Below are 24,090 nucleotides of genomic sequence, written 5' to 3'. Positions count from 1 at the left end.
CGGCCTGCGCTGCTGGGCCTTCACCGGACCCGCACCCAACCCCCTCGCCGACCTCTGCCACGAGCACCTGGCGATCGACTCGCCGGACGGGCAGGTGGTGCAGGAACTGCACCTGGTGGCCTCGCACGTGCTCTGCGAGTACGTCGAACTGGCGCTGCCCGCCGCGCTGGCCGCCCAGACCCCGGCCGGGCCGGTACGCGCCGGTGTCGAGGTCGTCGTCGGCGAGCCGGACCCGACGGCGCCGGCCGGCCGGGGAGGCGCGGCATGAGGGGACCGGTGGTGGTGCTCGGTGACACGCTGCTGGACCGCGACGTCGAAGGTCTGGTGAACCGGCTCTGCCCGGACTCCCCGGTGCCGGTGCTGGACGAGACCGTATCCGTCGACCGGCCCGGCGGCGCCGGCCTGGCCGCCGTCTTCGCCGCGGCGCAGGGCGCCGAGGTCGCGCTGGTCACCGCCGTGGCCGACGACGCGGGCGGGGCGCGGCTGGGCACACTGCTCGCCGCCGCCGGGGTCCGGTTGTACGCGCTGCCGCTCGCCGGAGCCACCCCGGAGAAGATCCGGCTGCGGGCGCGCGGCCGGGTGCTGCTGCGCCACGACCGGGGCGGGAGCGCCGGTGCGCCGGGGCAGCCCAGCGACGCCGTGCTGCGGCTGCTCGCCGACGCGTCCGCCGTTCTGGTCAGCGACTACGGGCGGGGCGTGGCGGGGCATCCGGCGCTGCGCGCCGCGCTGGCCGCCACCCGGGCGCCGGTGGTCTGGGATCCGCATCCGCGCGGGCCCGCCGCCGTACCCGGGGTGCACCTGGCCACCCCGAACGAGCCGGAGGCCCGCGAGCTGGCCAAGACGCCGCCGGGCGGCTCCCGTCTGGCCGTCGCGTCCCGCAGCGCGCACGCGTTGCGCCGCCGCTGGCAGGCGCGCGCGGTGGCGGTGACGCTCGGCGGCGACGGCGCGCTGCTCAGCCACGCCGGCTCCACGCCCCTGGTGGTGCCGGCGCCGCCCGCCGAGGGGGACACCTGCGGCGCGGGTGACCGGTTCGCGTCCACCGCGACGCTGGCGCTGGCCCGGGGCGCGCTCGTGTCCGAGGCGGTGCAGGAGGCGGTCGCCGAGGCGTCGGCGTACGTGGCCGGGGGCGGCGTGGCCGCCGCGCTGCCCGCGCCGGTGCGGGCGGTGGCACCGGCGGTGGTCACCGGCGGCGGGGACCGGGTCGGCGCCGGGGCGGCCGGCGAGGTGGTGGCCCGGGTACGCGCGGCCGGCGGCACGGTGGTGGCCACCGGCGGCTGCTTCGACCTGCTGCACGCCGGGCACGTGGCGACGCTCCAGGCGGCCCGGCAACTCGGCGACTGCCTGGTGGTCTGCCTCAACTCCGACGCCAGCGTGGCCGGACTGAAGGGCCCCGAGCGTCCGGTCGTGCCGCAGGGTGACCGGGGACGGCTGCTCGCCGCGCTCGGCTGCGTCGACGCCGTCATGATCTTCGACGAGCCGACCCCGGAGGCGGCGCTGTCCTGGCTGCGGCCGGACATCTGGGTCAAGGGCGGCGACTACGCCAGCGGCGGCGGCCCGGAGACGCTGCCCGAGACGGAGATCCTGGCCCGCTGGGGCGGTCACACGGTGGTCGTGCCGTACCTCGACGGGCGCTCGACCACCGACATGATCGCGGCGGCGCGGGCCGGGCGGGGCAGCGGCGGCTGGCCGGCCGGCCCGGCCGGTGCCGTCGCGCAGGTCCGGTCCACGGCGAAGGGAGCACGATGAACGAGCGACGCATCGGGTCCGGAGCGGTCACGCCAGCCGGTCCGGCGGTGGCGGCGTGAGCGCCGGCGCGCCCGGAGCCGGGCCGACCGTCCTGGTCACCGGCGGCTCCAGCGGGCTCGGCGCGGCGGTGGTCGCGGCGGTGGCCCGCGCCGGCGGACGCCCGCTGGTGCTGGACCGGCAGCGCCCCGCCGACGGGGTGCCCTGGGCCGAGTGCGACCTGGCCGACACCCGCGCCGCCGAGGCCGCCACCCGCGACCTCGTGGAACGCTCCGGCGGGCTGGACGCCGTGGTCACCGCCGCCGGGATGGACGTCCCCGGGAAACTGGCCGACATCCCGGCGGAGACCTGGGAGCGGATCGTCACCGTCGACCTGCTCGCCACCGCCGCGGTGATCCGGGCCGCGCTGCCCTGGCTGGAGGCGTCCCGGGGCAGCATCGTCACGGTGGCCTCCACGCTCGGGGTGAAGGCGGTGAGCGACGCGACGGCGTACTGCGCGGCGAAGTTCGGGGTGGTCGGCTTCACCCGGGCGCTCGCCGCCGAACTGGCCGGCACGGTGGGCGTGACGCTGCTGATCCCGGGCGGGATGCGGACCGCGTTCTTCGACGAGCGGGACGCGCAGTACCGCCCCGGCCCCGACGCGATCCTCAACGAGCCGGCCGACACCGCCGCCGCGGTCATGTTCGCGCTGTCCCAGCCGGCCGGCTGCGCGGTACGCGAGATGGTGGTCTGCGCCGCGCAGGAGTCCTCGTACCCGTGATCCTGGTGCTGCGGGCGCTCGGGGTCGGCGACCTGGCCACCGCCGTGCCGGCGCTGCGCGGCCTGCGCGCCGGCCTGCCGGGCCGGGAGCTGGTGCTCGCCGCCCCGGCCTGGCTGACGCCGCTGGCGGAGCTGACCGGGGCGGTCGACCGGGTGCTGCCCACCACCGGGCCGGACCGGGTCGCGTGGACCGGCCCGCCCCCCGAGGTGGCGGTCAACCTGCACGGCCGCGGGCCGCGGTCGCACCGGGCGCTGGCCGCCGTCCGCCCCGGCCGGCTGCTCGCCCACCGCAACCCGGACGCCGGCCACCCGGACGGCCCGGTCTGGGACGACGACGAACACGAGGTCCGCCGCTGGTGCCGGCTGCTGCACGCGTACGGGCTGCCGGCCGACCCGGGGGACCTGGCGCTGCGGCGTCCGGCGGTCGACGGCGTACCGGCCGGGGTGACGCTGCTGCATCCGGGCGGCAAGATCCCGGCGAAGCGCTGGCCGGCGGACCGGTTCGCCGGGCTGGCCCGGGAGCTGGCGTCGCGCGGGCACCGGGTGGCGGTCACCGGCTCGCCGGACGAACGGGCGCTGGCCGAGCGGGTCGCCCGCGACGCCGGGCTGCCGCCGGAGGCGGTGCTGGCCGGCCGGACCGGACTGGCCGAGCTGGCCGCGCTCGTCGCGGGCGCCCGGCTGGTGGTCAGCGGCGACACCGGCGTGGCCCACCTCGCCACCGGCTACGGCACCGCGTCGGTGGTGCTGTTCGGTCCGGTGCCGGCCGCGCACTGGGGCCCACCGCCGGACCGGCCCCGGCACCGGGCGCTCGGTGCGATCGAGCACACGCCCGTCAACCGGGATTCGACCGGGTCGGGCGGGGTAGGAACCCACCCGACATTGAATGCCATCGGGATCGACGAGGTGGTGGCTGCGGTGGCCGACGTGGAACGGGTCTCCGGTGCGGTTGCGGCGTAGCGATCCGGGCCGGCCGGGGTACGCGCGCCGGCGGCGTGGCAAGGGCTGGCTGTTCCTTGACCCGGCCGGCGAGCCGGTCCGCGACGCCGGGGAACTCGCCCGGCTGCGCGAGCTGGTGATCCCGCCGGCCTGGCGCGACGTCTGGATCTCGCCGTACCCGAACGGCCACATCCAGGCCACCGGCATCGACGCGGCGGGCCGCAAGCAGTACCTCTACCACCCGGACTGGCGGCGCAAACGCGACGAGGCCAAGTTCGACCACGTGCTGGAGGTGGCCCACCGGCTGCCCGCGCTGCGCGACCGGGTCACGCACGACCTGTCGCTGCGCGGCCTGCGCCGGGAACGGGTGCTGGCCACCGTCGCCCGGCTGCTCGACATGGGCGCGTTCCGGGTCGGCAGCGACCAGTACGCCACCGGCGACGACCCCACGTTCGGGGTGTCCACGCTGCGCCCCGAGCACGCCCGCTCCCGGGGCGGCTGCGTGGTGTTCGAGTTCCCGGCCAAGGGCGGTATCGAGCAGGTCCGCCGGATCGAGGACGCCGAGCTGTGCCGGGTGCTGCTCAACCTGCGCCGCCGCCGGCGCGCCCAGGAACGGCTGTTCGGCTACTGGGACGGCCGGGCGTGGCGCGACGTGCGCAGCGACGAGGTGAACGACTACCTGCGCGACGCCAGCGGCGGGGAGATGACGGCGAAGGACTTCCGCACCTGGCACGCGACGGTGCTGGCCGCCGCCGAACTGGCCACGGTCGGTCCGCAGCGCTCCGCGACCGCTCGCAAGCGTGCCGTGACGGCGGTGATGCGATCGGTCGCCGACCTGCTCGGCAACACCCCGACGGTGGCCCGCACGTCGTACGTGGACCCGCGCGTGGTCGACCTCTACCATGACGGGGTGCTGGCGCCGGTGCAGCCGGAGATGCCGCGCGAGGCGGTGGAGAAGTCGGTGCTGGCGCTGCTGGAGGAGGAGGCCGGCTGACCGCCGACCGGCCCCGCCGGTCCTGGGGGGAAGCGCGGCAGGGCCGGAAATCTCGGCCGCCGGTGCGGTCCCGGGAGGCGCCACCGGGCGGGGCCGCCCGCGGCCGGGACCGCCGCGAGCGCCGCGCCCGGCCCCCCGATATCCGTGGCCCACCGCGAACGGCACGGGCCCGGGTTTCAGTATGTACGGGCCAGGTTGACGGCGGATGCCGTGCTGTTGACGATCCGTGCCGGTTCCAGGTGACGGGCCCGGTACTCCTGTGGAGTCTCGCCCTGCGCCGCCCGGAACACCCGGCTGAAGTGCGCCTTGTCCCGGAAGCCCCAGCGGGCCGCGATGACCTGGATCGGGCGGTCGCTCAGCGCCGGGTCGGCGAGGTCGCGGCGGCACCGGGCCAGTCGCTCGTCCCGGATGTACGCGGCCACTGTGGTCTCCTCGTCCTCGAAGAGCCGGTGCAGCGAACGCACCGAGATGTGGTGCGCGCCGGCGACCGTGCCCGGATCGAGCGTGGCGTCGCCGAGGTGCTGGCGCACGTACGCGCGCACCTGGGCCTGGAGGGCCCGGCGCCGGACCTCGGTGGGCATCTCGTCCTCGGAGACGAGGTTGCGGCCGAGCAGCGTGGCGACCAGGTCGAGACCGACGGCGCCGAGCCGCTCCGCGTCGGCCGCGTGGTACTGCTCGGGGTTCGCGGTGATCCGGATGAGGAAGTCGGCGACCAGCCCGCCGACGCCCTCGGAGCCGGACATCCGGCCGGCGAACAGGGGAGCGAGCCGGCGGGGCGGCAACGGCAGCGCGTCGTACGGCATCAGGGCCACGATCGAGCGTGCGTACCCGGACCCGGCGGGGTCGGCGTGGTGACTGACCTCGTGCGGGCGGGAGCAGTCGTAGAAGGTCAGGTCGCCGGGGCGGCACCGGGCGCGCTGCCCCTCCTGCTCGGCCTGGCTGGTGCCGCTGAGCGTCAGCGCGAGCAGGTAGTAGTCGGGGTCGGAGCGCTGGATCAGTTTCGAGGTGCGCACGCAGTCCACCGACGGGTAGCGGTAGCGGATGAGCTGCATCGGGCCCAGGTCGACGAACTCGGCCCGGGCGACGAAGTCGTCGGCGTGCGCGGTGTGCACCCGCAGCGGCGTCGGGATGCTCGCCATCAGGTCCAGCCACATGCCGAAGCGCTCCCGCGGCGGCAGCGCCTGCGTGTCGAGGACCTGCCGGTGCAGCTTCCCGTCCATCAACGACTCCCGTGCTCGTCACACCCTGCACAAACAGGACGCCCCACGGGGCCGAAAAGAGACACCCGTGGGGCCGTGACGTCCGTCATTGACGGATCTGCGAGGCTTCTGTTAGTAGTCCGTTCAGTCGTTCAGCACGTGGGCCAGCCGGTCCCGGAACCGGCGCTCGGAATCGGTCACCGCGTCGCCGCCGAGGCCCAGGATGCCGCCGGTGGAGGCCGCGCCCACCACCTGCTCGGCGATCTCCACCAGCCAGTGCCGGTACGCCCCGGCCTGCCCCTCGTCCACCCGCGCGGCGAGCAGCGCGGACGCCTGCCCGGCCCGGGCCAGCACGTCCTCGATCACCGCCTTCGGGTCCTGCGGCGTGAGCACCGGCAGCTCCGCGCCGGTCTCCGGGTCGCCCACCCGGTCGACGACCTCACCGGCCACGGCGGCGACCAGCGGGCTCGCCGACTCGCGGCCGGCGGCGATGGTCTCCAGCCCGGCGGCGTTCTCGGCCATGGTGCGGCGGGTGCCGTCGGACTCGGCGGCGGCCGCCGCGGTGAGCACCGACTGCGGCAGCCCCACAAGCAGTCCCCACTCCTCGTCGGAGACGCCGAACCGGGTGTACGCCGGCTGCTCGATCACGATCAGGCCCCTTTCGCCGTGGTCGTCGTTGTCGACGGGCGCCCCCGCGGCGCCCGGGTCAGGCTAGTCCAGCTCCAGCAGGCCCTGTTCGGACACCACGCGCACGGACAGCGTCTTGTAGCCCACCTCGTCGAAGAGCACCGTCATCCGGTCCTCCTCGTAGCTGAGCACCAGGCCGGCGCCCCACTCCGGGTGGCGTACCTGGCTGTGCACCGGGAACGGCCCGACCGCGCCGTCACCCGCCACACTGGTGCCCGCGTGGCAGTTGTCGCAGTGCCCGCAGACCTCGTTCATCTGCTCACCGAAGTACGCCAGCAGGGCCTGGCCCCGGCAGCCGGTGGTCTCGGCGAACGCGCGCATCATGTCGGTTCGCGACCGGGTCACCGTCTGCTGCCGTTCCGCCTCGGCCAGCGCGGCGCGGCCGGACTCCGCGGCGGCCGGGGCGTACCGGGGAGCGCCGATGCGCTGCTTGGCGCGTGGCTCGGCGGCACCGACCTGCTCCAGCAGGGACAGGTACTGCCCCAGCTTGCGCGGACCGAGGCCGGTCAGCTCGCGCAGCTCCTTGCGGTTGCGGGCCTTGCCGCGCAACACCGCGGCGAGCTCGGTCAGTTCCTTGGAGTCCGGCAGGCCGCCGCTGAAGTAGCGCTGCAGGCCGACGTCCTCGGAGCGCCACAGCAGCAGCACCCGTGCCGGCGAGCCGTCGCGTCCGGCCCGGCCGATCTCCTGGAAGTAGCTGTCCGGCGAGTCGGGCAGCGCCATGTGCACCACCCAGGCGATGTTCGGCTTGTCGATGCCCATGCCGAACGCCGACGTGGCCACCATGATCGGCACCCGGTCGGCCAGGAACGCCTCGTGCAGCTCGTGCCGGGCCGCCGTGGGCATGCCGCCGTGGTAGAACTCGGCCGGGAAACCGGCGTCGGTGAGCCGCTCGGCCAGCTCCTCGGCCGCCCGCCGGGTCGGCACGTAGATGATGCCGGGCCGCTCGTCGTCGCGCAGCAGCGTGATGAGCCGCCGCCACCGGTAGTCGTCGGTCGGGCAGTAGGCGACCTCCAGGAAGAGGTTGGGCCGGTCCAGCCCGGAGACCACCACCTCCGGCTCGCGCAGCCGCAGCCGGGCGATGATGTCGTCGCGTACCGGCGGGGAGGCGGTCGCGGTGAGCGCCACCACGGGTGGCCGGCCCAGACCGTCGATCAGGTGACCGAGCGCCAGGTAGTCCGGCCGGAAGTCGTGGCCCCACGCCGAGATGCAGTGCGCCTCGTCGATCGCCACCAGCGCCGGCTTCAGCTCGCGGACCTCGGCGAGCCGGTCCGGGTTGCTCAGCGCCTCCGGCGTGATGAACAGGAACTCCGCGCGCCCGGCGCGGATGTCCTCGATCGCCTCGGCCTGCTGGGCGGCGCTCTCGTCCGAGCTGATCCGCACCGCGCGCAGCTCCGGACGCTGCCGTTCGTTGAGCGCGGCGATCTGGTCCTGCTGCAACGCCAGCAGCGGGGAGATCACCACCGTCGGGCCGGGGATCAGGCTGGCCGGGATCTGGTAGATCGCCGACTTGCCGGCGCCGGTGGGCAGCACCACCAGGGCGTCGCGGCGCTTCATCACGGCGCGCATGGCGGCGAGCTGGTTGGGCCGCAGCGCGGTCCAGCCGAACAGGTTCCGCGCCGCCCGGCGCAGGCTGGAGGAGTGCGTGGTCAGTTTCATCAAGCGCCTCAGCTACCCCCGGTGATCCCGCGCGAAACCGTCCGCCCCGTCACCGGAGCCGGGGCAGGACCTCGCGCTGGTACAGGTCGAACAGGCCCTGCCAGTGCGGGCCGGTGTTCGCCACGTAGACCTCGTCGAAGCTGGCCTTGGCGTACCTGTCGATCATCTCCAGGTGGGCGTCGGCGTCCCGGCCGCAGACGAACGCCTCCCGCACCTGCTCGGGCCGGACCAGTTCGGCGGCCTGCTCGAAGTGCCGGGGGGAGGGGAGTACCTGGGACAGCTCGCCCGGCACGCCCGCGTTCGGCCAGCGCTCGTACGCGATCCGCGCGCCCTCGTCGGCGGTGTCGGCGTACGCCGCCTTGAACCCGCCCTGGCAGGGCTTGTCGCCGCCGCCGGACTCGCGGAACCGGCGCACCATGTCGGCGTCGGGCATGGTGCTGACGTAGCCGTCGCCGATCCGGCCGGCCAGCTCGATCGACTTCGGGCCGAACCCGGAGACGTAGATCGGCGGGGGCGTGTCCGGCCGGGTGTAGATGCGGGCGTGCTCGACCGTGTAGTGCCTGCCGTGGTGGTTGACGAACTCGCCGCGCCACAGCTCGCGGATCACCTCGACCGCCTCCTCCAGCATCTCCAGCCGCACGTCGGTCTGCGGCCAGGCGTCGCCGAGGATGTGCTCGTTGAGCGCCTCGCCGGTGCCCACGCCGAGCACGAACCGTCCCTCGTGCAGCACCGCGCTGGTGGCCGCCGCCTGCGCGACGACGGCCGGGTGGATGCGCATGGTCGGGCAGGTGACAGCCGTGGTCACCGGCAGCCGGCAGACCTGGCTGAGCGCGCCGATGGTGGACCAGACGAACGGGCTCTGGCCCTGTGCGTCGACCCACGGGTGGTAGTGGTCGGAGATCCACAGTGCCTCGAAGCCGGCCTGCTCGGCGCCGCGCGCCTGGGCCAGCAGCTCCGCCGGGGTGTACTCCTCGCTGGACAGGAAGTAGCCGATCTTCATGGTGTGCCCTCTCCGCCGTGACCGGCGGTTCCGCCGGTGACCGGACGGCTCCGTCGTGTCCGGACACGGCAAGCCCTACCCCCGGCGGCGGGCTCCAACCCGGGCGGGCGCGGGATCAGCGGCGGAACATGGCCCGGATCGCGATCAGCAGGAACAGGCCGCCGACCACCAGGCCGAGCAGGCGTACGCCGGGGATGTCGGCGGCGCTGGTGGCGTCGGCGAGCGGCAGAGCGGACATGTGGGAACTCTCCCACGGGCCGTCCCGGGATGCCAGCGGCTAACAGTAAGGATTGTTGACTATTTAGCTGCGCGGTGTGACCATGGCAGCACCCGCCGGTCCCGGCGGGTCCGTGGGGGAGACGGGGGTACGACAGCACATGAGCCAGCGGACCGTGGGATCGACCGGAGACCTGGCGGCGCTCGCCGCCGCCGTCCTGCAACCGGGGTTCGTCGGCACCACACCGCCGCCGTGGGTGTGCCGCTGGCTCGGCGAGGGCCTCGGCTCGGTCGTCCTGTTCGCCCGCAACGTCGTCGACCACGAGCAGGTCGCCACGCTCACCGCGAACCTGCGCGCCGAGCGGCCCGACGTCATCGTGGCGATCGACGAGGAGGCCGGCGACGTCACCCGGATCGAGTCCGCCCGGGGCAGCTCCCGTCCCGGCAACTACGCCCTCGGCGCGATCGACGACCCGGCGCTGACCGAGGAGGTCGCCCGCGACCTGGGCGCCGAACTGGCAGCCGTCGGCGTGACGCTGGACTACGCGCCGGACGCCGACGTCAACTCCAACCCGGCCAACCCGGTCATCGGGGTGCGCTCGTTCGGCGCCGACCCGGACCTGGTCGCCCGGCACACCGCCGCCTGGGTACGCGGCCTGCAGTCCGGCGGCGTCGCCGCCTGCGCCAAGCACTTCCCCGGACACGGCGACACCCGGGTCGACTCGCACCACGACCTGCCCCGCATCGGCGGCGACCGGGCCCGCCTCGACGCGGTCGAGCTGGCCCCGTTCCGCGCCGCCGTGGCGGCCGGGGCGCAGGCGGTCATGACCGGTCACCTGCTGGTGCCGGCGCTGGACCCGGAACTGCCCGCCACGCTCAGCCCGCGCGTGCTCGGCGGCCTGCTGCGGGAGGAGATGGGCTTCGGCGGCGTGGTGGTCACCGACGCGGTGGAGATGCGCGCGGTGGCCGACCGGTACGGCTTCACCGGCGCCGCGGTGCGCGCGCTGGTGGCCGGCGCCGACGCGATCTGCGTGGGCGGGGAACGGGCCACCGAGGCGGACGCCCGCGAGCTGCGCGACGCGATCGTCGCGGCGGTCATCAGCGGGGAGCTGCCCGAGGAACGACTCGCCGAGGCGGCGAAGCGGGTCGGTCAGCTCGCCGCGTGGAGCGTCGCCGCCCGTGCCCGCCGGGTCGCCGGTCCGCCGTCCGCCGACGGCTCACCGATCGGGCTGGCGGCCGCCCGCCGGGCGGTACGGGTCACCGGCGACGCCGGGCTGCTGCCGCTCGCCGGTCCGGCGCACGTGGTCGAGTTCGCGCCCCCGCGCAACATCGCCATCGGCGAGGAGACGCCCTGGGGCGTCGCCGCGCCGCTGGCCCACCTGGCGCCCGGCACCACCACCGCCCGCTACGCCGCCGACGCCGTCCCGGCGGACCCGGGCGCGACGCCCGCCGGCCGGCCGCTGGTGCTCGTGGTACGCGACCTGCACCGCCACGACTGGATGCGGGACGCGGTACGCCGGGCGCTCGCCGCCCGCCCGGACGCGGTGGTGGTCGAACTGGGCGTGCCCGAGCTGGTCCTCGGCGCGGTGCACCTGGCCACCCACGGCGCCACCGCCGCGGCGGCGCGAGCCGCCGCCGAGGTGCTGACCGGGGCGCGCTGACTCCCGGCCCGGCCGGGTGGGGAGGTCCCCCGGCCGGGCCGGGCCTCACGGCCTGTCGACCACCAGGTCGGCGTACTCCGGGTGGCGCTCGATGAACGAGGCGACGAACGGGCACTGCGGCACCACCCGGCCGCCCCGGGCGCGGACCTGGTCCAGCGCGCCCCGGACCAGCGCCGCGCCGACGCCCTGACCCTGGAACCGGTCGTCGACCTCGGTGTGCGTGAAGACGAGCGTCTCGCCCCGGGGCGTGTACGCGGTGAACCCGGCCAGCGCGTCGTCCACCAGGATCTCGAAACGGCGCTCGGCGGCGTTCTCCTCGACCAGAAAGCTCACCGGATCATTCTCCCCCCGGGCCCGGCCAGCCGGTCCAGTTCGGCCAGCAGCCGGTCCACCTCGTCGACGGTGTTGTAGTGGTAGACGCTGGCCCGCACCGCGCCGCCACCGCTCCGCAGGCCCATGCCCTCGAAGTACTCGTAGGCGTAGTAGTCGCCGTGCGACAGGCACAGGCCCGCCTCGCCGAGCGCCGCCGCGGTCTGCGCCGGGCTCAGGCCGGCCACCCGGAACGACACCGTCGGGCAGCGCCGGGCCGGTGCGCCGTACACGGTCACGAACGGGCGGTCGGCGAGCCCGGCGAGCAGCCGGTCGAAGACCGCCTCCTCGTGCGCCTGCGCGGCGGCCAGGCCGGCGCGTACCCGCTCCCGCCGGTCGCCGGTCGCGGCTGGATCCAGGCCGGCCAGGTGGTCCACCGCGGCGGTCACGCCGGCCAGCAGCGGGAAACTCGGGGTGCCGTACTCGAACCGGTCCGGCACCCCGTCGGCGGAGGGGAGCAGCTTCGCCGGGCGCAGCGCCTCCCAGCGCGCCGGGTCGGCGACCATCGCCGCCAGGTGCGGCCCGGACCACTTGTACGCGCTCGTCACCAGGAAGTCCGCGCCGAGCGAGGCCGCATCGGTCGGGCCGTGCGGCACCGAGTGCACGCCGTCCACGCACACCAGCGCGCCGGCGGCGTGCGCGGTCTTGGCGATCGCCGCCACGTCCGGCACGGTGCCGATCGCGTTGCTGCCGGCCGTCACCGCGACCAGCCGGGTGCGTTCCGTGACCAGGTCGGCGTACTGGCCTGCGGGCAGCTCACCGGTCGCCGGGTCGAACTCGGCCCAGCGCACGGTGGCGCCGGCCGCCTGCGCGGCCTGCACCCACGGGCGGACGTTCGCGTCGTGGTCCAGCCGGGAGACCACCACCTCGTCGCCCGGACGCCAGCCGGCGCCGAGCGTCCGGGCCAGCGTGTACGTCAGCGCGGTGGCGCTCGGCCCGAGCACCACGCCCGACGGCTGCGCGCCCAGCAGGTCGGCGACAGCGGCCCGCGCCCCGGCGACCAGATCCAGCGCCCGGCGGCCGGGCAGGAAGGCGGCGCTGCGGTTGCCCGTCGCGGTGCGCATCGCCCCGGCCACCGCCTCGACGACGGCGGCGGCGGTCTGGGTGCCCCCGGCGCCGTCGAAATGGGCGAATCCCTCGCCCAGGGCAGGGTAGGCGGCCCGGACCCGGGCGACGTCGAAAGCCATTCCGGCACCCTAGCGCGCACGCCGGACACCCCGCCCGGCGTGGCCGCCCCGCGCTCGCCCGCGGGGCGCTGTGGAACGGGCCGCCTATTCTTGGGCGGGTGACGATCCGACGCGCCACCTCCGCCCCCGCCCGCCGCGCCGCCGGTCTGCTCGCCGGCCTCGCCCTCGGCGCCGCACTGCTCGCCGGATGCAGCTCCGAGGGCGCCGAGACCGACTGCGGCCTCGACGCCTGCACGATCACCTTCGACCGCGGCGTGGAGGCCAGCGCCCGCATCCTCGGCGTCGAGGCGAAGCTGATCGGCGCCGAGGGCGACCAGGTCACCGTCGAGGTCGCCGGAGAACAGCTCTCGCTCACCGTGGGCCAGCAGGCCACCGAGGTCGCCGGCTTCCAGGTCAGCCTGGACAGCGTCACCGACCAGCAGGTGGTGGTGCGGGTCGCCAGCGACCTCGGCGCCTGATCCGTTTCGGCCGTCCCGGCGGGCGGCGACGTTTGGAAAATCGCCCGCCGGGAGATTGAGGGCTCATGTCTCTCACCCGGAACGCCGGAGCCACCGCCGCCCAGGCTCGAAACAGCCGGTGGCTCGAACTGTTGACCCGTGCCGGCTTCATCGGTTACGGAATCGTGCACCTTCTCCTCGCCTGGCTGGCGCTGCAGATCGCCTTCGGCAAGTCGGGCGAGGAGGGCAACCAGAACGGCGCGCTGCGCACCCTCGGTGAACAGCCGCTCGGGAAGTTCCTCCTGATCGCGATGGCGGTCGGCCTGTTCGCCATGGCGATCTGGCAGGCCTTCGAGGCGATCTCCGGCCACGTGTCCAAGACCGGCAAGGAACGACTGTTCGAACGGATCGCCTCGGTGGTCCGGGTCGTCGTCTTCGTCTGGCTCGGCTGGACCGCGATCAAGGTCTTCCAGGACGCCAGCTCCAACGCCTCCGACCAGCAGCAGCAGCTCTCCGAGAAGCTGATGGCCTCCGACGGCGGCCGGTGGCTGGTCGGGCTGGCCGGTCTCGCGCTCGCCGCGCTCGGCGTCGGCATGGTGATCTACGGCCTGAAGAAGAAGTTCGAGCGCAACCTCAAGACCGGCGAGATGAGCCCGAAGACCCGGCAGCTCACCCGTCGGCTCGGCATGGCCGGGTACGCCTCCCGGGGCGCCGTGTTCGCCATCGCCGGCCTGCTGGTCATGGTCGCGGCCGTGAACTACGACCCGGAGAAGGCGCGTGGCCTCGACGCCGCGCTGCGGACGCTGCGCGACCAGTCGTACGGGCCGTGGCTGCTGGCGCTCATGGCGCTCGGCATCGCCGCGTTCGGCGTCTACTGCTTCTTCCAGTCCCGGTACCGCAAGGTCTGATCCTGGTCGATACCCGGGCCGGCGGGCACCATTGGGCCTTTGCCCGACCGCCCGTCGGAGGGAGAGAGAGTTCGTGCAGAGTTACGTCGTGACCATCGCCGCCGCGCTCGCCGCGGCGGCGATCGCGTTGGTGCTGGCCCAGGTGGTGCACCGGGTCACCCGCCGCCTCGGCCGCCGCTCGCTGCTGATGACCGAGCTGACCGAGCACGCGCACCGCGCGTTCCAGGTCGCGGTCACGGTGGCCGCGGTGCAGTTCGCGGTCCGGTTCACCACCGCGTACGCGGTCGGCAGCCCGTGGCGGCAGTTCGTCCTGCACACGCTGGTGCTGGCGACGATCGCCGCCACCGCCTGGCTGGTGGCCTCGCTGCTGGTGGTGGCGGAGGACACCGCGCTGGCCCGGTTCCGGGTCGACGTGCCGAACAACAGGCACGCCCGCCGGGTGCGTACGCAGGTGGTGCTGCTGCGCCGGCTCACCATCGCGGTCATCGTGATCCTCACGGTCGGCGTGATGCTGATGACGTTCCCCGCCGTACGCGGTGTCGGCGCCGGTGTGCTGACCTCCGCCGGTGTGATCGCCGCGGTCGCCGCGCTCGCCGCGCAGAGCCTGCTCGCCAACGTCTTCGCCGGTCTCCAGCTCGCCTTCAGCGACGCGGTGCGCCTGGACGACGTGGTGGTGGTCGAGGGGGAGTGGGGCCGGATCGAGGAGTTGACGCTCAGCTACGTGGTGGTGCAGATCTGGGACGACCGCCGGCTGATCCTGCCCACCTCGTACTTCACCAGCCGGCCGTTCCAGAACTGGACCCGTACCGAGGCGGCGGTGCTCGGCACCGCCGAGTTCGAGCTGGACTGGGCCGTCCCGGTGCAGGCGATGCGGGAGGAGCTGCGCCGCCTGTGCGAGGGCACCGAGCTGTGGGACGGCCGGGTCTGCGTGCTCCAGGTGACCGACGCGACCGGCGGCATGGTCAAGGTCCGCGCGCTGGTCAGCGCCGCCGACGCGGGCAGCCTGTGGGACCTGCGGTGCCTGGTCCGCGAGCACCTGGTGACCTGGGTACGCGACCAGCGCCCGACCGCCCTGCCCCGGCTGCGCGCCGAGGTCGGCGACACCACCGGCCCGCTGCCCTGGCAGGCGATGCAGCCGCGCCGCCCGGTACGCCGTCCGCTCGGCACCGAGGCGCCCGACGACGCGCGGGTCTTCGGCGGCAGCGACGACGGCGAGGCACGCAGCGAGGCGTTCGTGGGCCGGGAGGAGCACGCCGAGGCGCGTCGCTGACCGGCGTACCCCGATCGGAGCCCCCGGCCGCCCACGGCGCCGGGGGTTCCCGCGTCCGGAGGGCTTTCGCGCCGGACGGGTTTGGCCGGGCGGTTGCGGGGGACGTGGTGCGCACGCCCCGGACCCGGTGCCCGGCACCGGGTTCCGGCGGCACGCGGCCGGGCGGACCGGCCGCGCCGCGCAGGATTGACGGGCGGCGACTCCGGGCATACAGCGCGGTGATGAGGAAAGGAGGACAGCATGGCTGACGTCGCGAGTCGCAGCACGTCGCGGACCGGGAGCGAGCCGTCCACCGCCGAACTGGTACAGCGCGCCACCGAGCAGGTCACCCGCCTGGTGCGGGACGAGCTGGCCCTGGCCCGTGCGGAGCTGACCCAGAAGGGCAAGCACGCCGGGATCGGGATCGGTCTGTTCGGCGGCGGCGGGGTGATGGCGCTCTACGGCGCCGGCGCCCTGGTCGCCACCGTGATCCTGCTGCTGGCGCTTGTCATGCCGGCGTGGCTGGCCGCCCTGATCGTGGCGGTGGCGCTGTTCCTGCTCGCCGGGATCCTGGCGCTGGTGGGTAAGAAGCAGGTCAGCCGTGCCGTCCCGCCGGTGCCCCAGGCGGCGGTCCGCAGCGTTCGGGCGGACGTCGACACGGTCACCGCCGCGGTGAAGGACGGGAGGCGGGCATGACCGGTAACGGGACCGGGGACGTGGCGGCGCTCCGGGAGGAGATCCGCCGGACCCGGGTGGAGCTCGGTGAGACGATGGAGCTGCTCGCGGCCAGGGCCGATCCGAAGGCGCTGGTGCGGCACTCCGCCGAGGCGGCGAAGGCGCGGATGCGTGAGCAGGCGTCGCTCACCGCGGCCCGGGTGCGCGGGCGGGCGGCGGAGCGGGCCCGGCTGGTCCGGGCGCAGGCGTACGAGAAGGGTGAGGCGGTCGGGCGCAACCCGTTGCCGTGGGCGGCCATCGCGGCCGGCGCGCTGGTGACCGCGGTGGTGCTGGTGATCGTCCGAGGGAGGCACAGGTGAGCGGGAAGATCGGCAAGACGGCGTACAAGCCGGTGGGGGTGCTGCTCGGCCTGGCCGCCGGTGCCGTCGCCGGGGCGATCTTCCGCCAGGTCTGGAAGGTGACGGCGGGCGACGGCGAGGCGCCGAGCGCCACCGACGAGGACCGCCGCTGGGGTGAGGTGCTCGCCGCCGCGGCCCTGCAGGGGGCCATCTTCTCGGTGGTGCGGGCCGCCGTCGACCGGGGCGGGGCGGTGGGCGTACGCCGGTTGACCGGTCGCTGGCCGGACTGACGAAAAGGCCGTAAAGGCCCCTTTCCCGAGCGTGGGGAAGGGGCCTTTCGCATGGCTCCGGCGGGGCCGCGCGGCGCCGTCCGCGCGGCCTTCAGGTCACATGTCGGAGAATTTCGTCCGGTAGGCTGTGCGAAGTTTTTGCGTACGTGGTTTGCTGTCTCACGCTGTTGAGAGACGCGTGGGTTGAGAGAAGTCTCCTGCATTGGGGGCCGCCTCAGGCGCCGCTGCTCGAAAACGGCCAATCGGCCGCACGGCGTGCTCGGCCGCCAGTTTTAGAAGGAGATACACATGGCGCAGGGAACCGTGAAGTGGTTCAACGCTGACAAGGGCTTCGGCTTCATCACCGTCGACGGCGGGGGTGCTGACGTGTTCGTCCACTTCTCGGCCATCCAGACCAGCGGCTACCGCACGCTGGAGGAGAACCAGCGGGTGGAGTTCGAGATCGCCCAGGGTCAGAAGGGTCCGCAGGCCGAGCAGGTCCGCCCCATCTGAGTCTCACCGCACCGGCCGCGCCGGCCGGTGCCGGAAGCCCCGCATCCCGCACGGGAGGCGGGGCTTCACCGTGCCCGGCGCCTCAGCGGCGCCGCGCCCGCATGCCCCACCAGAGCCCGGCCAGTCCGAACAGGACGAGCACCGGGCCGACCAGCGCCCAGATCCGCTGGTCGCTCATCACGCTGCCCTCGACGTACCCGAGGCCCAGCACCGTCCACAGCGCACCGAGCACCACGGCGAGCAGCCCCAGGGTGAGCCGGAACCAACCCCTCATCGTTCCCCCTCCGACGACGACAGTCCCGCTCCAGCATGCCCGCCGCCGCTGACGCCGGGCGACGCCGCGCCGGCCGGCCGGCTCACCACCGGTCGTGCACCTGCGGGCGGATCAGCTCGTCGTAGGTGGCCCGCACCGCGGCCAGCTCCACCTCGGTCAGTGCCGGCTGCCCGGCCGCCTCGGCGTTGCGCCGTGCCTGCTCGGGCGAGCGGGCGCCGGGGATCACCACAGTCACGCCGGGCTGGTCGAGGATCCACCGCAGCGCGAACTGCGCCATCGTACGGTCGTCGCCGACCAGCGGCGCGAGCCGGCGCACCGCGGCCAGGCCGCTGTCGTAGTCGACGCCGGAGAACGTCTCGCCCACGTCGAACGACTCGCCGTGCCGGTTGAACGTGCGGTGGTCGTTCGCCGGGAACGTGGTGTTCTCGTCGTACCGGCCGGAGAGCAGGCCGCTCGCCAGGGGCACCCGGGCGATGATCCCGACCCCGGCGGTAGCGGCGGCGGGCAGCACCTGCTCCAGCGGCTTGTGCCGGACCGCGTTGAGGATGATCTGCACGCTGGCCACACCGGGCCGGGCGATGGCGGTGAGCGCCTGGTCGCAGGTCTCCACGCTGACGCCGTACCCGGCCACACGGCCCTCGTCGACGAGCGTGTCCAGCGCGTCGAAGACCCGGTCGTCGGCGAAGACGGCGGTGGGCGGGCAGTGCAGCTGCACCAGGTCGAGCGTGTCGACCCCGAGGTTGGCCCGGGACCGGTCGGTCCAGGCCCGGAAGCTGTCCAGGGTGTACGCCTCCGGCGTCTGCTCGACCCGGCGGCCCATCTTGGTCGCCACGGTGAGGCCGTGCCCGGGGCGGGAGCGCAGGAACCGGCCGATCAGGGCCTCGCTGCGGCCGTCGCCGTACACGTCGGCGGTGTCCAGGAAGGTGACGCCCGCGTCGACGGCGGCGGCGAGCACGGCGAGCGCGTCGTCCTCGCCGACCTCGCCCCAGTCCGCGCCGAGCTGCCACGCGCCGAGTCCGATGATGCCGACGTGCCGGCCGAGCCGGTCGAAGCTGCGCTGTTCCACCCGGTCGAGCCTAGTGAGCGGCTTGCCGTGGCGCGCGGCGGGCCGTACGGTCCAACAAGACGTACGTACGGTTTGGAGGCTGTCATGTGGGATCCGCGCACCTACCTGCGCTACGGCGGCGAGCGCTCCCGGCCGTTCCACGACCTGCTGGCGCGCGTCGGCGCCGAACACCCGCGCGCCGTGGTCGACCTCGGCTGCGGCCCCGGCACCCTCACCGTCACGCTCGCCCGACGCTGGCCCGCCAGCCGGGTCACCGGCCTCGACTCCTCCCCGGAGATGATCGGCCGGGCGAGCGCCGAGGGCGGTCCGGTCACGTACGCGGTCGGCGACGTCCGCGACTGGCGGCCGGAGCCGGACGTGGACGTGCTGGTCGGCAACGCCGTGCTCCAGTGGGTGCCGGAACACCGCGACCTGCTCCGCCGCTGGGCGCACGCGCTGCCGGCCGGCGCCTGGATGGCGTTCCAGGTGCCCGGCAACTTCGGCGCGCCGTCGCACCGGCTGCTGCGCTCGGTCGCCGCGGGGGACCGGTGGCGCGACGCGCTCGCCGGCAAGCTGCGCGAGGCGCCCGTCGACGAGCCGGTCGGCTACGCCACGCTGCTGACCGACGCGGGCTGCGCGGTCGACGCCTGGGAGACTACGTACGTGCATCTGCTGCCCGCCACCGGCGGCGACCACCCGGTGCTGGCCTGGATGGAGGGCACCGCGCTGCGCCCGGTCCGCGCCGCGCTGGACGCCGCCGGCTGGGCCGCCTTCCGCGCCGAGCTGGGGGTACGGCTCGCGCAGGCGTACCCGGTGCGGCAGGGTCAGGTGTACTTCCCGTTCCGCCGGATCTTCATGGTGGCCCGTACCGGCGCCCGCGCAGAGGAGAACTCGTGACCGACCTGCCCACCTTCATCGCCGGACTGCCCAAGGTGGAGCTGCACGTGCACCACGTCGGCTCGGCCTCGCCCCGGATCGTCGCCGAGCTGGCCGCCCGGCACGAGGGGCGCAGTCCCGTCCCGGCCGACCCGGAGGCGCTCGCCGACTACTTCGCGTTCCGCGACTTCGCCCACTTCATCGAGGTCTACCTCAGCGTGGTGGACCTGATCCGCGACGCCGACGACGTCTGGCTGCTCACCCACGAGGTCGCCCGGGAACTGGCCCGCCAGCAGGTCCGCTACGCCGAGCTGACCGTCACGCCCTACTCGCACGTCAACCGCGGCATCCCGGCGCCGGCGTTCTGCGAGGCGATCGAGGACGCCCGCAAGCGCGCCGAGGCCGACTTCGGCATCGCGCTGCGCTGGTGCTTCGACATCCCCGGCGAGGCCGGCCTGCCCGCCGCCGAGCAGACGCTGCGGATCGCGCTCGACGAACGACCCGACGGGCTGATCAGCTTCGGCCTCGGCGGCCCCGAGATCGGGGTGCCCCGGCCGCAGTTCAAGCCCTGGTTCGACCAGGCCCGGGCGGCCGGGCTGCGCTCGGTGCCGCACGCCGGAGAGACCACCGGCCCGGAGACGGTCTGGGACGCGCTGCGCGAGCTGGGCGCCGAGCGGATCGGCCACGGCATCTCCGCAGTGCAGGACCCGGCGCTGCTGACCCACCTCGCCGAGCGGCGCATTCCGCTGGAGATCTCGCCGACGTCCAACGTGCGCACGCGGGCCGTACCGAGCCTGGACGCGCACCCGCTGCCCCGGCTGGTCGAGGCCGGCGTGCCGGTGAGCATCAACTCCGACGACCCGCCGATGTTCGGCACCACGCTCAACGACGAGTACGCGGTGGCGGCCCGGCTGCTGCGACTCGGCCCGGACGGGGTGGCCGCGCTGGCCCGCGAGGCGGTGGCGGCGGCGTTCCTGGCGCCGGCCGAGCAGGACCGGATCACCGCCGAGATCGACGCGTACCTGGCTGCCGGCTGACCGGGCATGCCCTCACGGCCCTCGCTACGCTCGGTGCGTTCGTGCACGCCGTACGGGCGCGTTGAGCGGCCGTACCGGCGCCGGCCGCCGGGACACCCGGGGCGGCCGGCGCCGCACGGTCAGCATCAGCCCGGACAGCGCCAGCGCGGTGAGCGCGGCGGCGGGACCGGGAGCGACGGGCGCGGGCCGGACGGGACCGTGCGCGAGCACCGGGTCCTGCCAGACCGCGAGCGTGAGGGCGATGCCCAGGCCGATCACGGCGGCCCAGCGGAGCAGACGGCTGACGGCCGGTGGCATGACGGTCACCTCGCCCGGAGCGACGGGAGAGCGCGCGCGACGGGAGCGAGGTGTGGGGGGACCGGACTCCCGTCGCGCGCACCGATCCGTCGGCCGAAAGGTGTTACGGGGCGTCCCGGCCGACGGAACTGATGGGTTCTGTCAGCGATCCTGGCAGTTCACGCCGGTTTCGCGGCCGTCGTTAAACCACCTTTAAGGAGAACTTGCGCCCGTACACAGCCACGGGTCAGCGCGGGCGCGGCCAGCGCCGCCCGGGACGCGGCTCGCGCGCCTCCCGGGCCATCCGCCCGACCAGCCCGAACCGGTTCACCGGCCGGGGCGCCGCGTCCGGGTCGGCCAGCAGCATCACCACGCTCGCCCCGCCGAGCCGGGCCCGGTCGATGCTCACCGAACCGTTCGCCTGCAACGCGACCCGCTTGGCGATGTCCAGCCCGAGCCCGGTGGACCCCTTGTCGCTCTCGCCCCGGCGCAACGCCCGGTCCGGGTCGGCGATGCCCGGCCCGGCGTCGTCGATGCGCAGCGCGACCCAGCCGTCCCGGCGGCTCACCGCCACCTCGAACGCGGTGCCCTGCGGCGTGTACCGGAACACGTTGCCGATCACCGCGTCGAGCGCGGCGGCCAGTTCGGCGCGGGGCACCGGCGCCGGGATCCGCAACTGGGCGCCGACCACGCGGTGCGGCCGGTTCTGGTCCCCGGCCAGCGCCGACCAGAAGACCATCCGGTCCCGGACCACCTCGCTCACGTCGCACGACGACGGTGCCGTCTCCTGGGCGACCGCCTTGCGGGTCGTCTTGATGAGCTGGTCGACCTCGCCCTCCAGCGTGACGATCGCCTGCCGGATACGCCGGATGCCGCGCCGCCGGTCCAGCTCCGCCTCGCTGAACGTGCCGATGCTCGTGTCGTCGGACTCCAGCGCCTCGGCGTCCAGCCGCAGCGCGGTCAGCGGCGTACGCAGCCGGTGCGACAGGTCGGCGACCAGTTCGTGCTCGTCGGCGCGCAGCGCCACCAGCCGTTCCGTCATCCGGTTGAACGCGTGCCCGGCCTCGGCCAGCTCACGCGGGCCGGTCGGCTCGACCCGTACCCCCAGCTCGCCGTCGCCCACCGCGAGCGCCGCCTTGACCAGGTCGCCGGTGGCGTCCACGGCCCGGGCCGCCACCCGGTCGACCACGGCGACCGCCGCGCCGACCAGCGCCAGGCCGATCGCGAGCAGCAGCAGCCACCGCCCGCCACCGCCGGAGTCGAGCACCTCGTCGGGGACGAAGACCTCCACCACGGCGACCCGGTCACCGAGCACCACCGGGTCCAGCCGCAGCACCCCGCCGTCCACCTCGGTCACCACCGAACGCCGCTGCGCGGCGGCGTCGGCGAGCACCCGCGGGTTCGCGCGGCCGGCCGACTCGTCCGCGCCGATGCCGTGCACCACCGGTCGCTTGGCCGGATCGTCGCCGGCCGCGGCGGCCACCGCCCGCTCGATCGTCGCGGTGTCGGTGCTGACCGCCAGCGCGCCGGTCACCAGCGCGGCCCGGCGGGCGGCGTCGGCCAGTTCCGCCTCCCGGGTCCGGTCGGCGAGGGTGAGCCCGAGCGGGACGAGGAAGGCGAGCGCGATCAGGCCGCACAAGCCGGCGGTGAGCCCGGCGAGCGTGAGCCTCAGTCCGGTGCCACCAGCCGGAAGCCGACCCCCCGCACGGTGCGCAGGTAGCGCGGTTTCGCCGCGGACTCGCCCATTTTGCGGCGGAGCCAGTACAGGTGAACGTCGATGGTCTGGTCCTCGCCGACCGATGGCTGCCGCCATACCTCCTCCAAGAGTTCCCGCCGGGACACTACCCGGCCGGGACGCGCGGCGAGATACGCCAGCAGGTCGAATTCCTTGCGGGTCAGGGCCAGCGCCTCCCCGTCCAGCACCGCGCTGCGCTCGCCCACGTCCACGCGCAGGCCACCGACCGTGTGCACGGCCGGCGCCACGGTACGGCTGGCCCGGCCCGCCCGGCGCAGCACGGTGGTGATCCGGGCGTCCAGGTGCGCACCGGTGAACGGCTTGACCATGTAGTCGTCCGCACCGGCGCGCAGCAGCCGCACCACCGACTGCTCGTCGTCGCGGGCGGTGGCGATGATGATCGGCACGTCGGTGATGCCGCGCAGCATGCGCAGCGCGTCCGAGCCGTCCAGGTCGGGCAGGCCGAGATCGAGCACCACCAGGTCGGGTGTCTCCGCGGCGACCCGGCGCAGCGCGTCCAGCGCGGTGCCGACCGCGTGCACCGCGTGCCCCCGGTCGGTCAGGGACCGCAGCATGGCGCCGCGCACGACGTGGTCGTCTTCGACCAGCAGGACGGTTGCCACGTCAGCACCGTACTCGGCGTGGCAAGCCGGTCGCGTTGCGGCGGTCCCGGGAAGCGGGCAAGCTGGGACGGCGATGACGTTCACGCTCTTCCCCGACACCCGCCTCACGCTCGCCCGCGACGCGCTGGCCGGCCTGTCGGTGGGCGACGCCCTCGGCTCCCAGTTCTTCGTTCCCGGTCGGCACCCGGACGACCTCGCCGCCGGGCGGCTGCCCGCGCCCCCGTGGGAGTGGACCGACGACACCGAGATGGCCTGCTCGGTGGTGGCCGAGCTGGCCGCCGCCGGCCGCGTCGACCGGGACCGGCTGGCGCTGGCGTTCGCGCAGCGCTGCGGTCCGTACCGGGGGTACGGACCGGGTGCGGTGACGGTGCTGCGGCTCATCCGTACCGGCACGCCCTGGCCGGTGGCCGCCGCGTCCGCGTTCGACGGGCAGGGCTCCTGCGGCAACGGCGCCGCCATGCGCGTCGCGCCGCTCGGCGCCTGGCACGCCGACTCCACCCGGCGCGCCGCCGAGCAGGCCCGCGCCTCGGCCGAGGTGACGCACGCCCACCCGGAGGGCGTCGCCGGTGCGGTGGCCGTCGCGGTGGCCGCCTCCCTCGCCGCCCGCGCCCGCCTCGACGGCGGCCGCCCCGACCCGGCCCGGCTGCTCACCGCCGTCGCCGGTGCGCTCGACCCGGCCGGTGAGGTGCACCGGGGGGTACGGCGGGCCGCCGCGCTGCTCGGGCACCCCGCCGCCGAGGCGGCCGACGCGCTCGGCAACGGCTCCCGGGTCACCGCGCAGGACACCGTGCCGTTCACGCTCTGGGTCGCCGCCACGCTGCTGCACGACTACCCCGCCGCGATCCGCGCCTGCGTCGAGGCGGGCGGGGACGTGGACACCACAGCCGCCATCGTGGGCGGCATCGTGGCCGCGTACACCGGGGTCGGCTCGCCGGGCGGCGTGCCGGAGGGCTGGCTGACCGCCCGCGAGCCGCTCCCCGGCTGGCTCACCGCCGCCGCCTGACGGATCCGCCCCCGCCCCCGCGTCCCGCCGCGGAGGAGTCCGAGATCTTGGTAGCAAATGGCCCCCAGAGGGGCACTTTCGTACCAAGATCTTCGGTGCTCCCGCATCGTGGATGGTGTTTCCGCTTGTTGGAGGTCGGGTGGCGGGGTGGCGGTCAGGGACGCGCGGGGACGGCGCCGGCGGTGACGGGCTCGCCGGCTTCGGGGGTCGTGCTGTCGTCGGGGGTGGCGTCGCTGTCGGGCGGGAGGGTCATGGTGTCGCGCCGGCGGCGGCTGAGCAGCCAGCCGATCGCCGCGCCGCCGGCCAGCCCGGCGAGCAGGCCGCCGCCGAGCAGCACGTCCGCGCTCGGCCCGTCGTCCGCCGCTTCGGCGGCCGGTGCCGTGCCGCCCGGCGCGCCGCCCTGCGCCCCACCGGCAGCGCCGGGG

The 24,090-nt window shown here is 75.1% G+C and carries 27 protein-coding genes and 2 pseudogenes; 16 read left to right on the top strand and 13 right to left on the bottom strand.

Features of this window, described 5'->3' with window-relative positions:
* The 5 genes and pseudogenes from V6U82_RS30730 to V6U82_RS30710 all read left to right on the top strand — a co-directional run.
* Positions 1-268 (top strand): annotated as a pseudogene (locus V6U82_RS30730) (phosphoheptose isomerase); the annotation flags it as partial.
* Entirely contained in the window at positions 265-1,746 is a 1,482-nt protein-coding gene (locus tag V6U82_RS30725) for a PfkB family carbohydrate kinase (RefSeq protein WP_334467450.1), read from the top strand. The pseudogene V6U82_RS30730 and the gene V6U82_RS30725, both read left to right, overlap by 4 nt.
* A gap of 55 nt (positions 1,747-1,801) precedes the next feature.
* On the top strand, positions 1,802-2,503 hold the full coding sequence (locus V6U82_RS30720) for an SDR family oxidoreductase (protein ID WP_334467448.1): 702 nt from the start codon (positions 1,802-1,804) through the stop codon (positions 2,501-2,503).
* On the top strand, positions 2,500-3,459 hold the full coding sequence (locus V6U82_RS30715) for a glycosyltransferase family 9 protein (RefSeq protein WP_334467446.1): 960 nt from the start codon (positions 2,500-2,502) through the stop codon (positions 3,457-3,459). The genes V6U82_RS30720 and V6U82_RS30715 overlap by 4 nt, the downstream gene beginning before the upstream one ends.
* Positions 3,443-4,432 carry a DNA topoisomerase IB gene (locus V6U82_RS30710; protein WP_128139269.1) on the top strand — a complete coding sequence of 330 codons (990 nt, stop codon included), beginning with the start codon at positions 3,443-3,445 and terminating at the stop codon, positions 4,430-4,432. Before V6U82_RS30715 ends, V6U82_RS30710 begins: the two co-directional genes overlap by 17 nt.
* A gap of 176 nt (positions 4,433-4,608) precedes the next feature.
* Here the strand turns inward: V6U82_RS30710 and V6U82_RS30705 are convergent, their stop codons facing one another.
* From V6U82_RS30705 to V6U82_RS30685, 5 genes are all read right to left on the bottom strand, one after another.
* The gene (locus V6U82_RS30705) at positions 4,609-5,652 is read right to left on the bottom strand and encodes a helix-turn-helix domain-containing protein (protein WP_334467444.1); all 1,044 of its coding nucleotides are present in this window, start codon (positions 5,650-5,652) and stop codon (positions 4,609-4,611) included.
* Between the two features lie 123 nt (positions 5,653-5,775).
* Positions 5,776-6,279, bottom strand: a complete 504-nt coding sequence (locus tag V6U82_RS30700; RefSeq protein WP_128138311.1) for a hypothetical protein — start codon at positions 6,277-6,279, stop codon at positions 5,776-5,778.
* A 63-nt stretch (positions 6,280-6,342) separates the two neighbouring features.
* Positions 6,343-7,974 (bottom strand): RecQ family ATP-dependent DNA helicase, encoded by a 1,632-nt coding sequence (locus tag V6U82_RS30695; RefSeq protein ID WP_334467442.1) that lies wholly within the window; start codon positions 7,972-7,974, stop codon positions 6,343-6,345.
* A gap of 49 nt (positions 7,975-8,023) precedes the next feature.
* A complete protein-coding gene (locus tag V6U82_RS30690) occupies positions 8,024-8,974 on the bottom strand; it encodes a TIGR03557 family F420-dependent LLM class oxidoreductase (protein ID WP_334467440.1) in 951 nt (316 codons plus the stop codon).
* Between the two features lie 115 nt (positions 8,975-9,089).
* Entirely contained in the window at positions 9,090-9,212 is a 123-nt protein-coding gene (locus tag V6U82_RS30685; RefSeq protein WP_013285408.1) for a hypothetical protein, read from the bottom strand.
* 139 nt (positions 9,213-9,351) lie between these two features.
* Between V6U82_RS30685 and V6U82_RS30680 the strand changes: the two genes are divergently transcribed.
* Positions 9,352-10,851 (top strand): glycoside hydrolase family 3 protein, encoded by a 1,500-nt coding sequence (locus tag V6U82_RS30680; protein ID WP_334467439.1) that lies wholly within the window; start codon positions 9,352-9,354, stop codon positions 10,849-10,851.
* A gap of 45 nt (positions 10,852-10,896) precedes the next feature.
* On the opposite strand, the gene V6U82_RS30675 is transcribed toward V6U82_RS30680, so the two are convergent.
* Positions 10,897-11,184 carry a GNAT family N-acetyltransferase gene (locus V6U82_RS30675; RefSeq protein ID WP_128139292.1) on the bottom strand — a complete coding sequence of 96 codons (288 nt, stop codon included), beginning with the start codon at positions 11,182-11,184 and terminating at the stop codon, positions 10,897-10,899.
* A complete protein-coding gene (locus V6U82_RS30670; protein ID WP_334467437.1) occupies positions 11,181-12,407 on the bottom strand; it encodes a cysteine desulfurase-like protein in 1,227 nt (408 codons plus the stop codon). The genes V6U82_RS30675 and V6U82_RS30670 overlap by 4 nt, the downstream gene beginning before the upstream one ends.
* A 98-nt stretch (positions 12,408-12,505) precedes the next feature.
* On the opposite strand from V6U82_RS30670, the gene V6U82_RS30665 reads away from it, so the two are divergent.
* From V6U82_RS30665 to V6U82_RS30635, 7 genes are all read left to right on the top strand, one after another.
* Complete coding sequence (locus V6U82_RS30665) at positions 12,506-12,865, top strand: hypothetical protein (protein WP_334467435.1); 360 nt, start codon at positions 12,506-12,508, stop codon at positions 12,863-12,865.
* Positions 12,866-12,930: 65 nt separating this feature from the next.
* On the top strand, positions 12,931-13,752 hold the full coding sequence (locus V6U82_RS30660) for a DUF1206 domain-containing protein (protein WP_334467433.1): 822 nt from the start codon (positions 12,931-12,933) through the stop codon (positions 13,750-13,752).
* A 73-nt stretch (positions 13,753-13,825) separates the two neighbouring features.
* Positions 13,826-15,022: a mechanosensitive ion channel family protein gene (locus tag V6U82_RS30655; protein ID WP_334467431.1), complete on the top strand. Its 1,197-nt coding sequence runs from the start codon at positions 13,826-13,828 to the stop codon at positions 15,020-15,022.
* A 240-nt stretch (positions 15,023-15,262) separates the two neighbouring features.
* On the top strand, positions 15,263-15,697 hold the full coding sequence (locus V6U82_RS30650; protein WP_013285414.1) for a phage holin family protein: 435 nt from the start codon (positions 15,263-15,265) through the stop codon (positions 15,695-15,697).
* Positions 15,694-16,035 carry a DUF3618 domain-containing protein gene (locus tag V6U82_RS30645; protein ID WP_128138228.1) on the top strand — a complete coding sequence of 114 codons (342 nt, stop codon included), beginning with the start codon at positions 15,694-15,696 and terminating at the stop codon, positions 16,033-16,035. Before V6U82_RS30650 ends, V6U82_RS30645 begins: the two co-directional genes overlap by 4 nt.
* Positions 16,032-16,304: a DUF4235 domain-containing protein gene (locus tag V6U82_RS30640; RefSeq protein ID WP_128138227.1), complete on the top strand. Its 273-nt coding sequence runs from the start codon at positions 16,032-16,034 to the stop codon at positions 16,302-16,304. Before V6U82_RS30645 ends, V6U82_RS30640 begins: the two co-directional genes overlap by 4 nt.
* A gap of 288 nt (positions 16,305-16,592) precedes the next feature.
* Complete coding sequence (locus tag V6U82_RS30635) at positions 16,593-16,796, top strand: cold-shock protein (protein WP_007075740.1); 204 nt, start codon at positions 16,593-16,595, stop codon at positions 16,794-16,796.
* An 82-nt stretch (positions 16,797-16,878) separates the two neighbouring features.
* Here V6U82_RS30635 and V6U82_RS30630 read toward each other — a convergent pair whose 3' ends face one another.
* Both V6U82_RS30630 and V6U82_RS30625 read right to left on the bottom strand, forming a co-directional pair.
* Positions 16,879-17,070, bottom strand: coding sequence for a hypothetical protein (locus V6U82_RS30630; protein ID WP_128138226.1), 192 nt, complete (start codon positions 17,068-17,070; stop codon positions 16,879-16,881).
* A gap of 82 nt (positions 17,071-17,152) precedes the next feature.
* A complete protein-coding gene (locus V6U82_RS30625) occupies positions 17,153-18,136 on the bottom strand; it encodes an aldo/keto reductase (RefSeq protein WP_334467428.1) in 984 nt (327 codons plus the stop codon).
* 84 nt (positions 18,137-18,220) lie between these two features.
* On the opposite strand from V6U82_RS30625, the gene V6U82_RS30620 reads away from it, so the two are divergent.
* Positions 18,221-19,012, top strand: coding sequence for a trans-aconitate 2-methyltransferase (locus tag V6U82_RS30620; RefSeq protein WP_334467427.1), 792 nt, complete (start codon positions 18,221-18,223; stop codon positions 19,010-19,012).
* Positions 19,009-20,028 carry an adenosine deaminase gene (locus tag V6U82_RS30615; RefSeq protein WP_334467426.1) on the top strand — a complete coding sequence of 340 codons (1,020 nt, stop codon included), beginning with the start codon at positions 19,009-19,011 and terminating at the stop codon, positions 20,026-20,028. Before V6U82_RS30620 ends, V6U82_RS30615 begins: the two co-directional genes overlap by 4 nt.
* 24 nt (positions 20,029-20,052) lie before the next feature.
* On the opposite strand, the gene V6U82_RS30610 is transcribed toward V6U82_RS30615, so the two are convergent.
* The 3 genes from V6U82_RS30610 to V6U82_RS30600 all read right to left on the bottom strand — a co-directional run bounded on the left by V6U82_RS30610 (position 20,053) and on the right by V6U82_RS30600 (position 22,662).
* Complete coding sequence (locus V6U82_RS30610) at positions 20,053-20,325, bottom strand: hypothetical protein (protein ID WP_334467424.1); 273 nt, start codon at positions 20,323-20,325, stop codon at positions 20,053-20,055.
* A 226-nt stretch (positions 20,326-20,551) separates the two neighbouring features.
* A complete protein-coding gene (locus V6U82_RS30605) occupies positions 20,552-21,943 on the bottom strand; it encodes a HAMP domain-containing sensor histidine kinase (RefSeq protein WP_334467423.1) in 1,392 nt (463 codons plus the stop codon).
* Positions 21,944-21,972: 29 nt separating this feature from the next.
* A complete protein-coding gene (locus V6U82_RS30600) occupies positions 21,973-22,662 on the bottom strand; it encodes a response regulator transcription factor (RefSeq protein WP_013285422.1) in 690 nt (229 codons plus the stop codon).
* Positions 22,663-22,735: 73 nt separating this feature from the next.
* Here V6U82_RS30600 and V6U82_RS30595 point away from each other — a divergent pair, with 73 nt between their 5' ends.
* Positions 22,736-23,665 (top strand): ADP-ribosylglycohydrolase family protein, encoded by a 930-nt coding sequence (locus tag V6U82_RS30595; protein WP_334467422.1) that lies wholly within the window; start codon positions 22,736-22,738, stop codon positions 23,663-23,665.
* Positions 23,666-23,819: 154 nt separating this feature from the next.
* On the opposite strand, the pseudogene V6U82_RS30590 reads toward V6U82_RS30595, so the two are convergent.
* Positions 23,820-24,090 (bottom strand): annotated as a pseudogene (locus V6U82_RS30590) (DUF1775 domain-containing protein); the annotation flags it as partial.

Source organism: Micromonospora sp. CPCC 205554 (assembly GCF_036902745.1).
Lineage (GTDB): Bacteria > Actinomycetota > Actinomycetes > Mycobacteriales > Micromonosporaceae > Micromonospora > Micromonospora tulbaghiae.
Note: the sequence above shows the minus strand (reverse complement) of the source record. Positions and strands in the feature narration are given on the sequence as shown.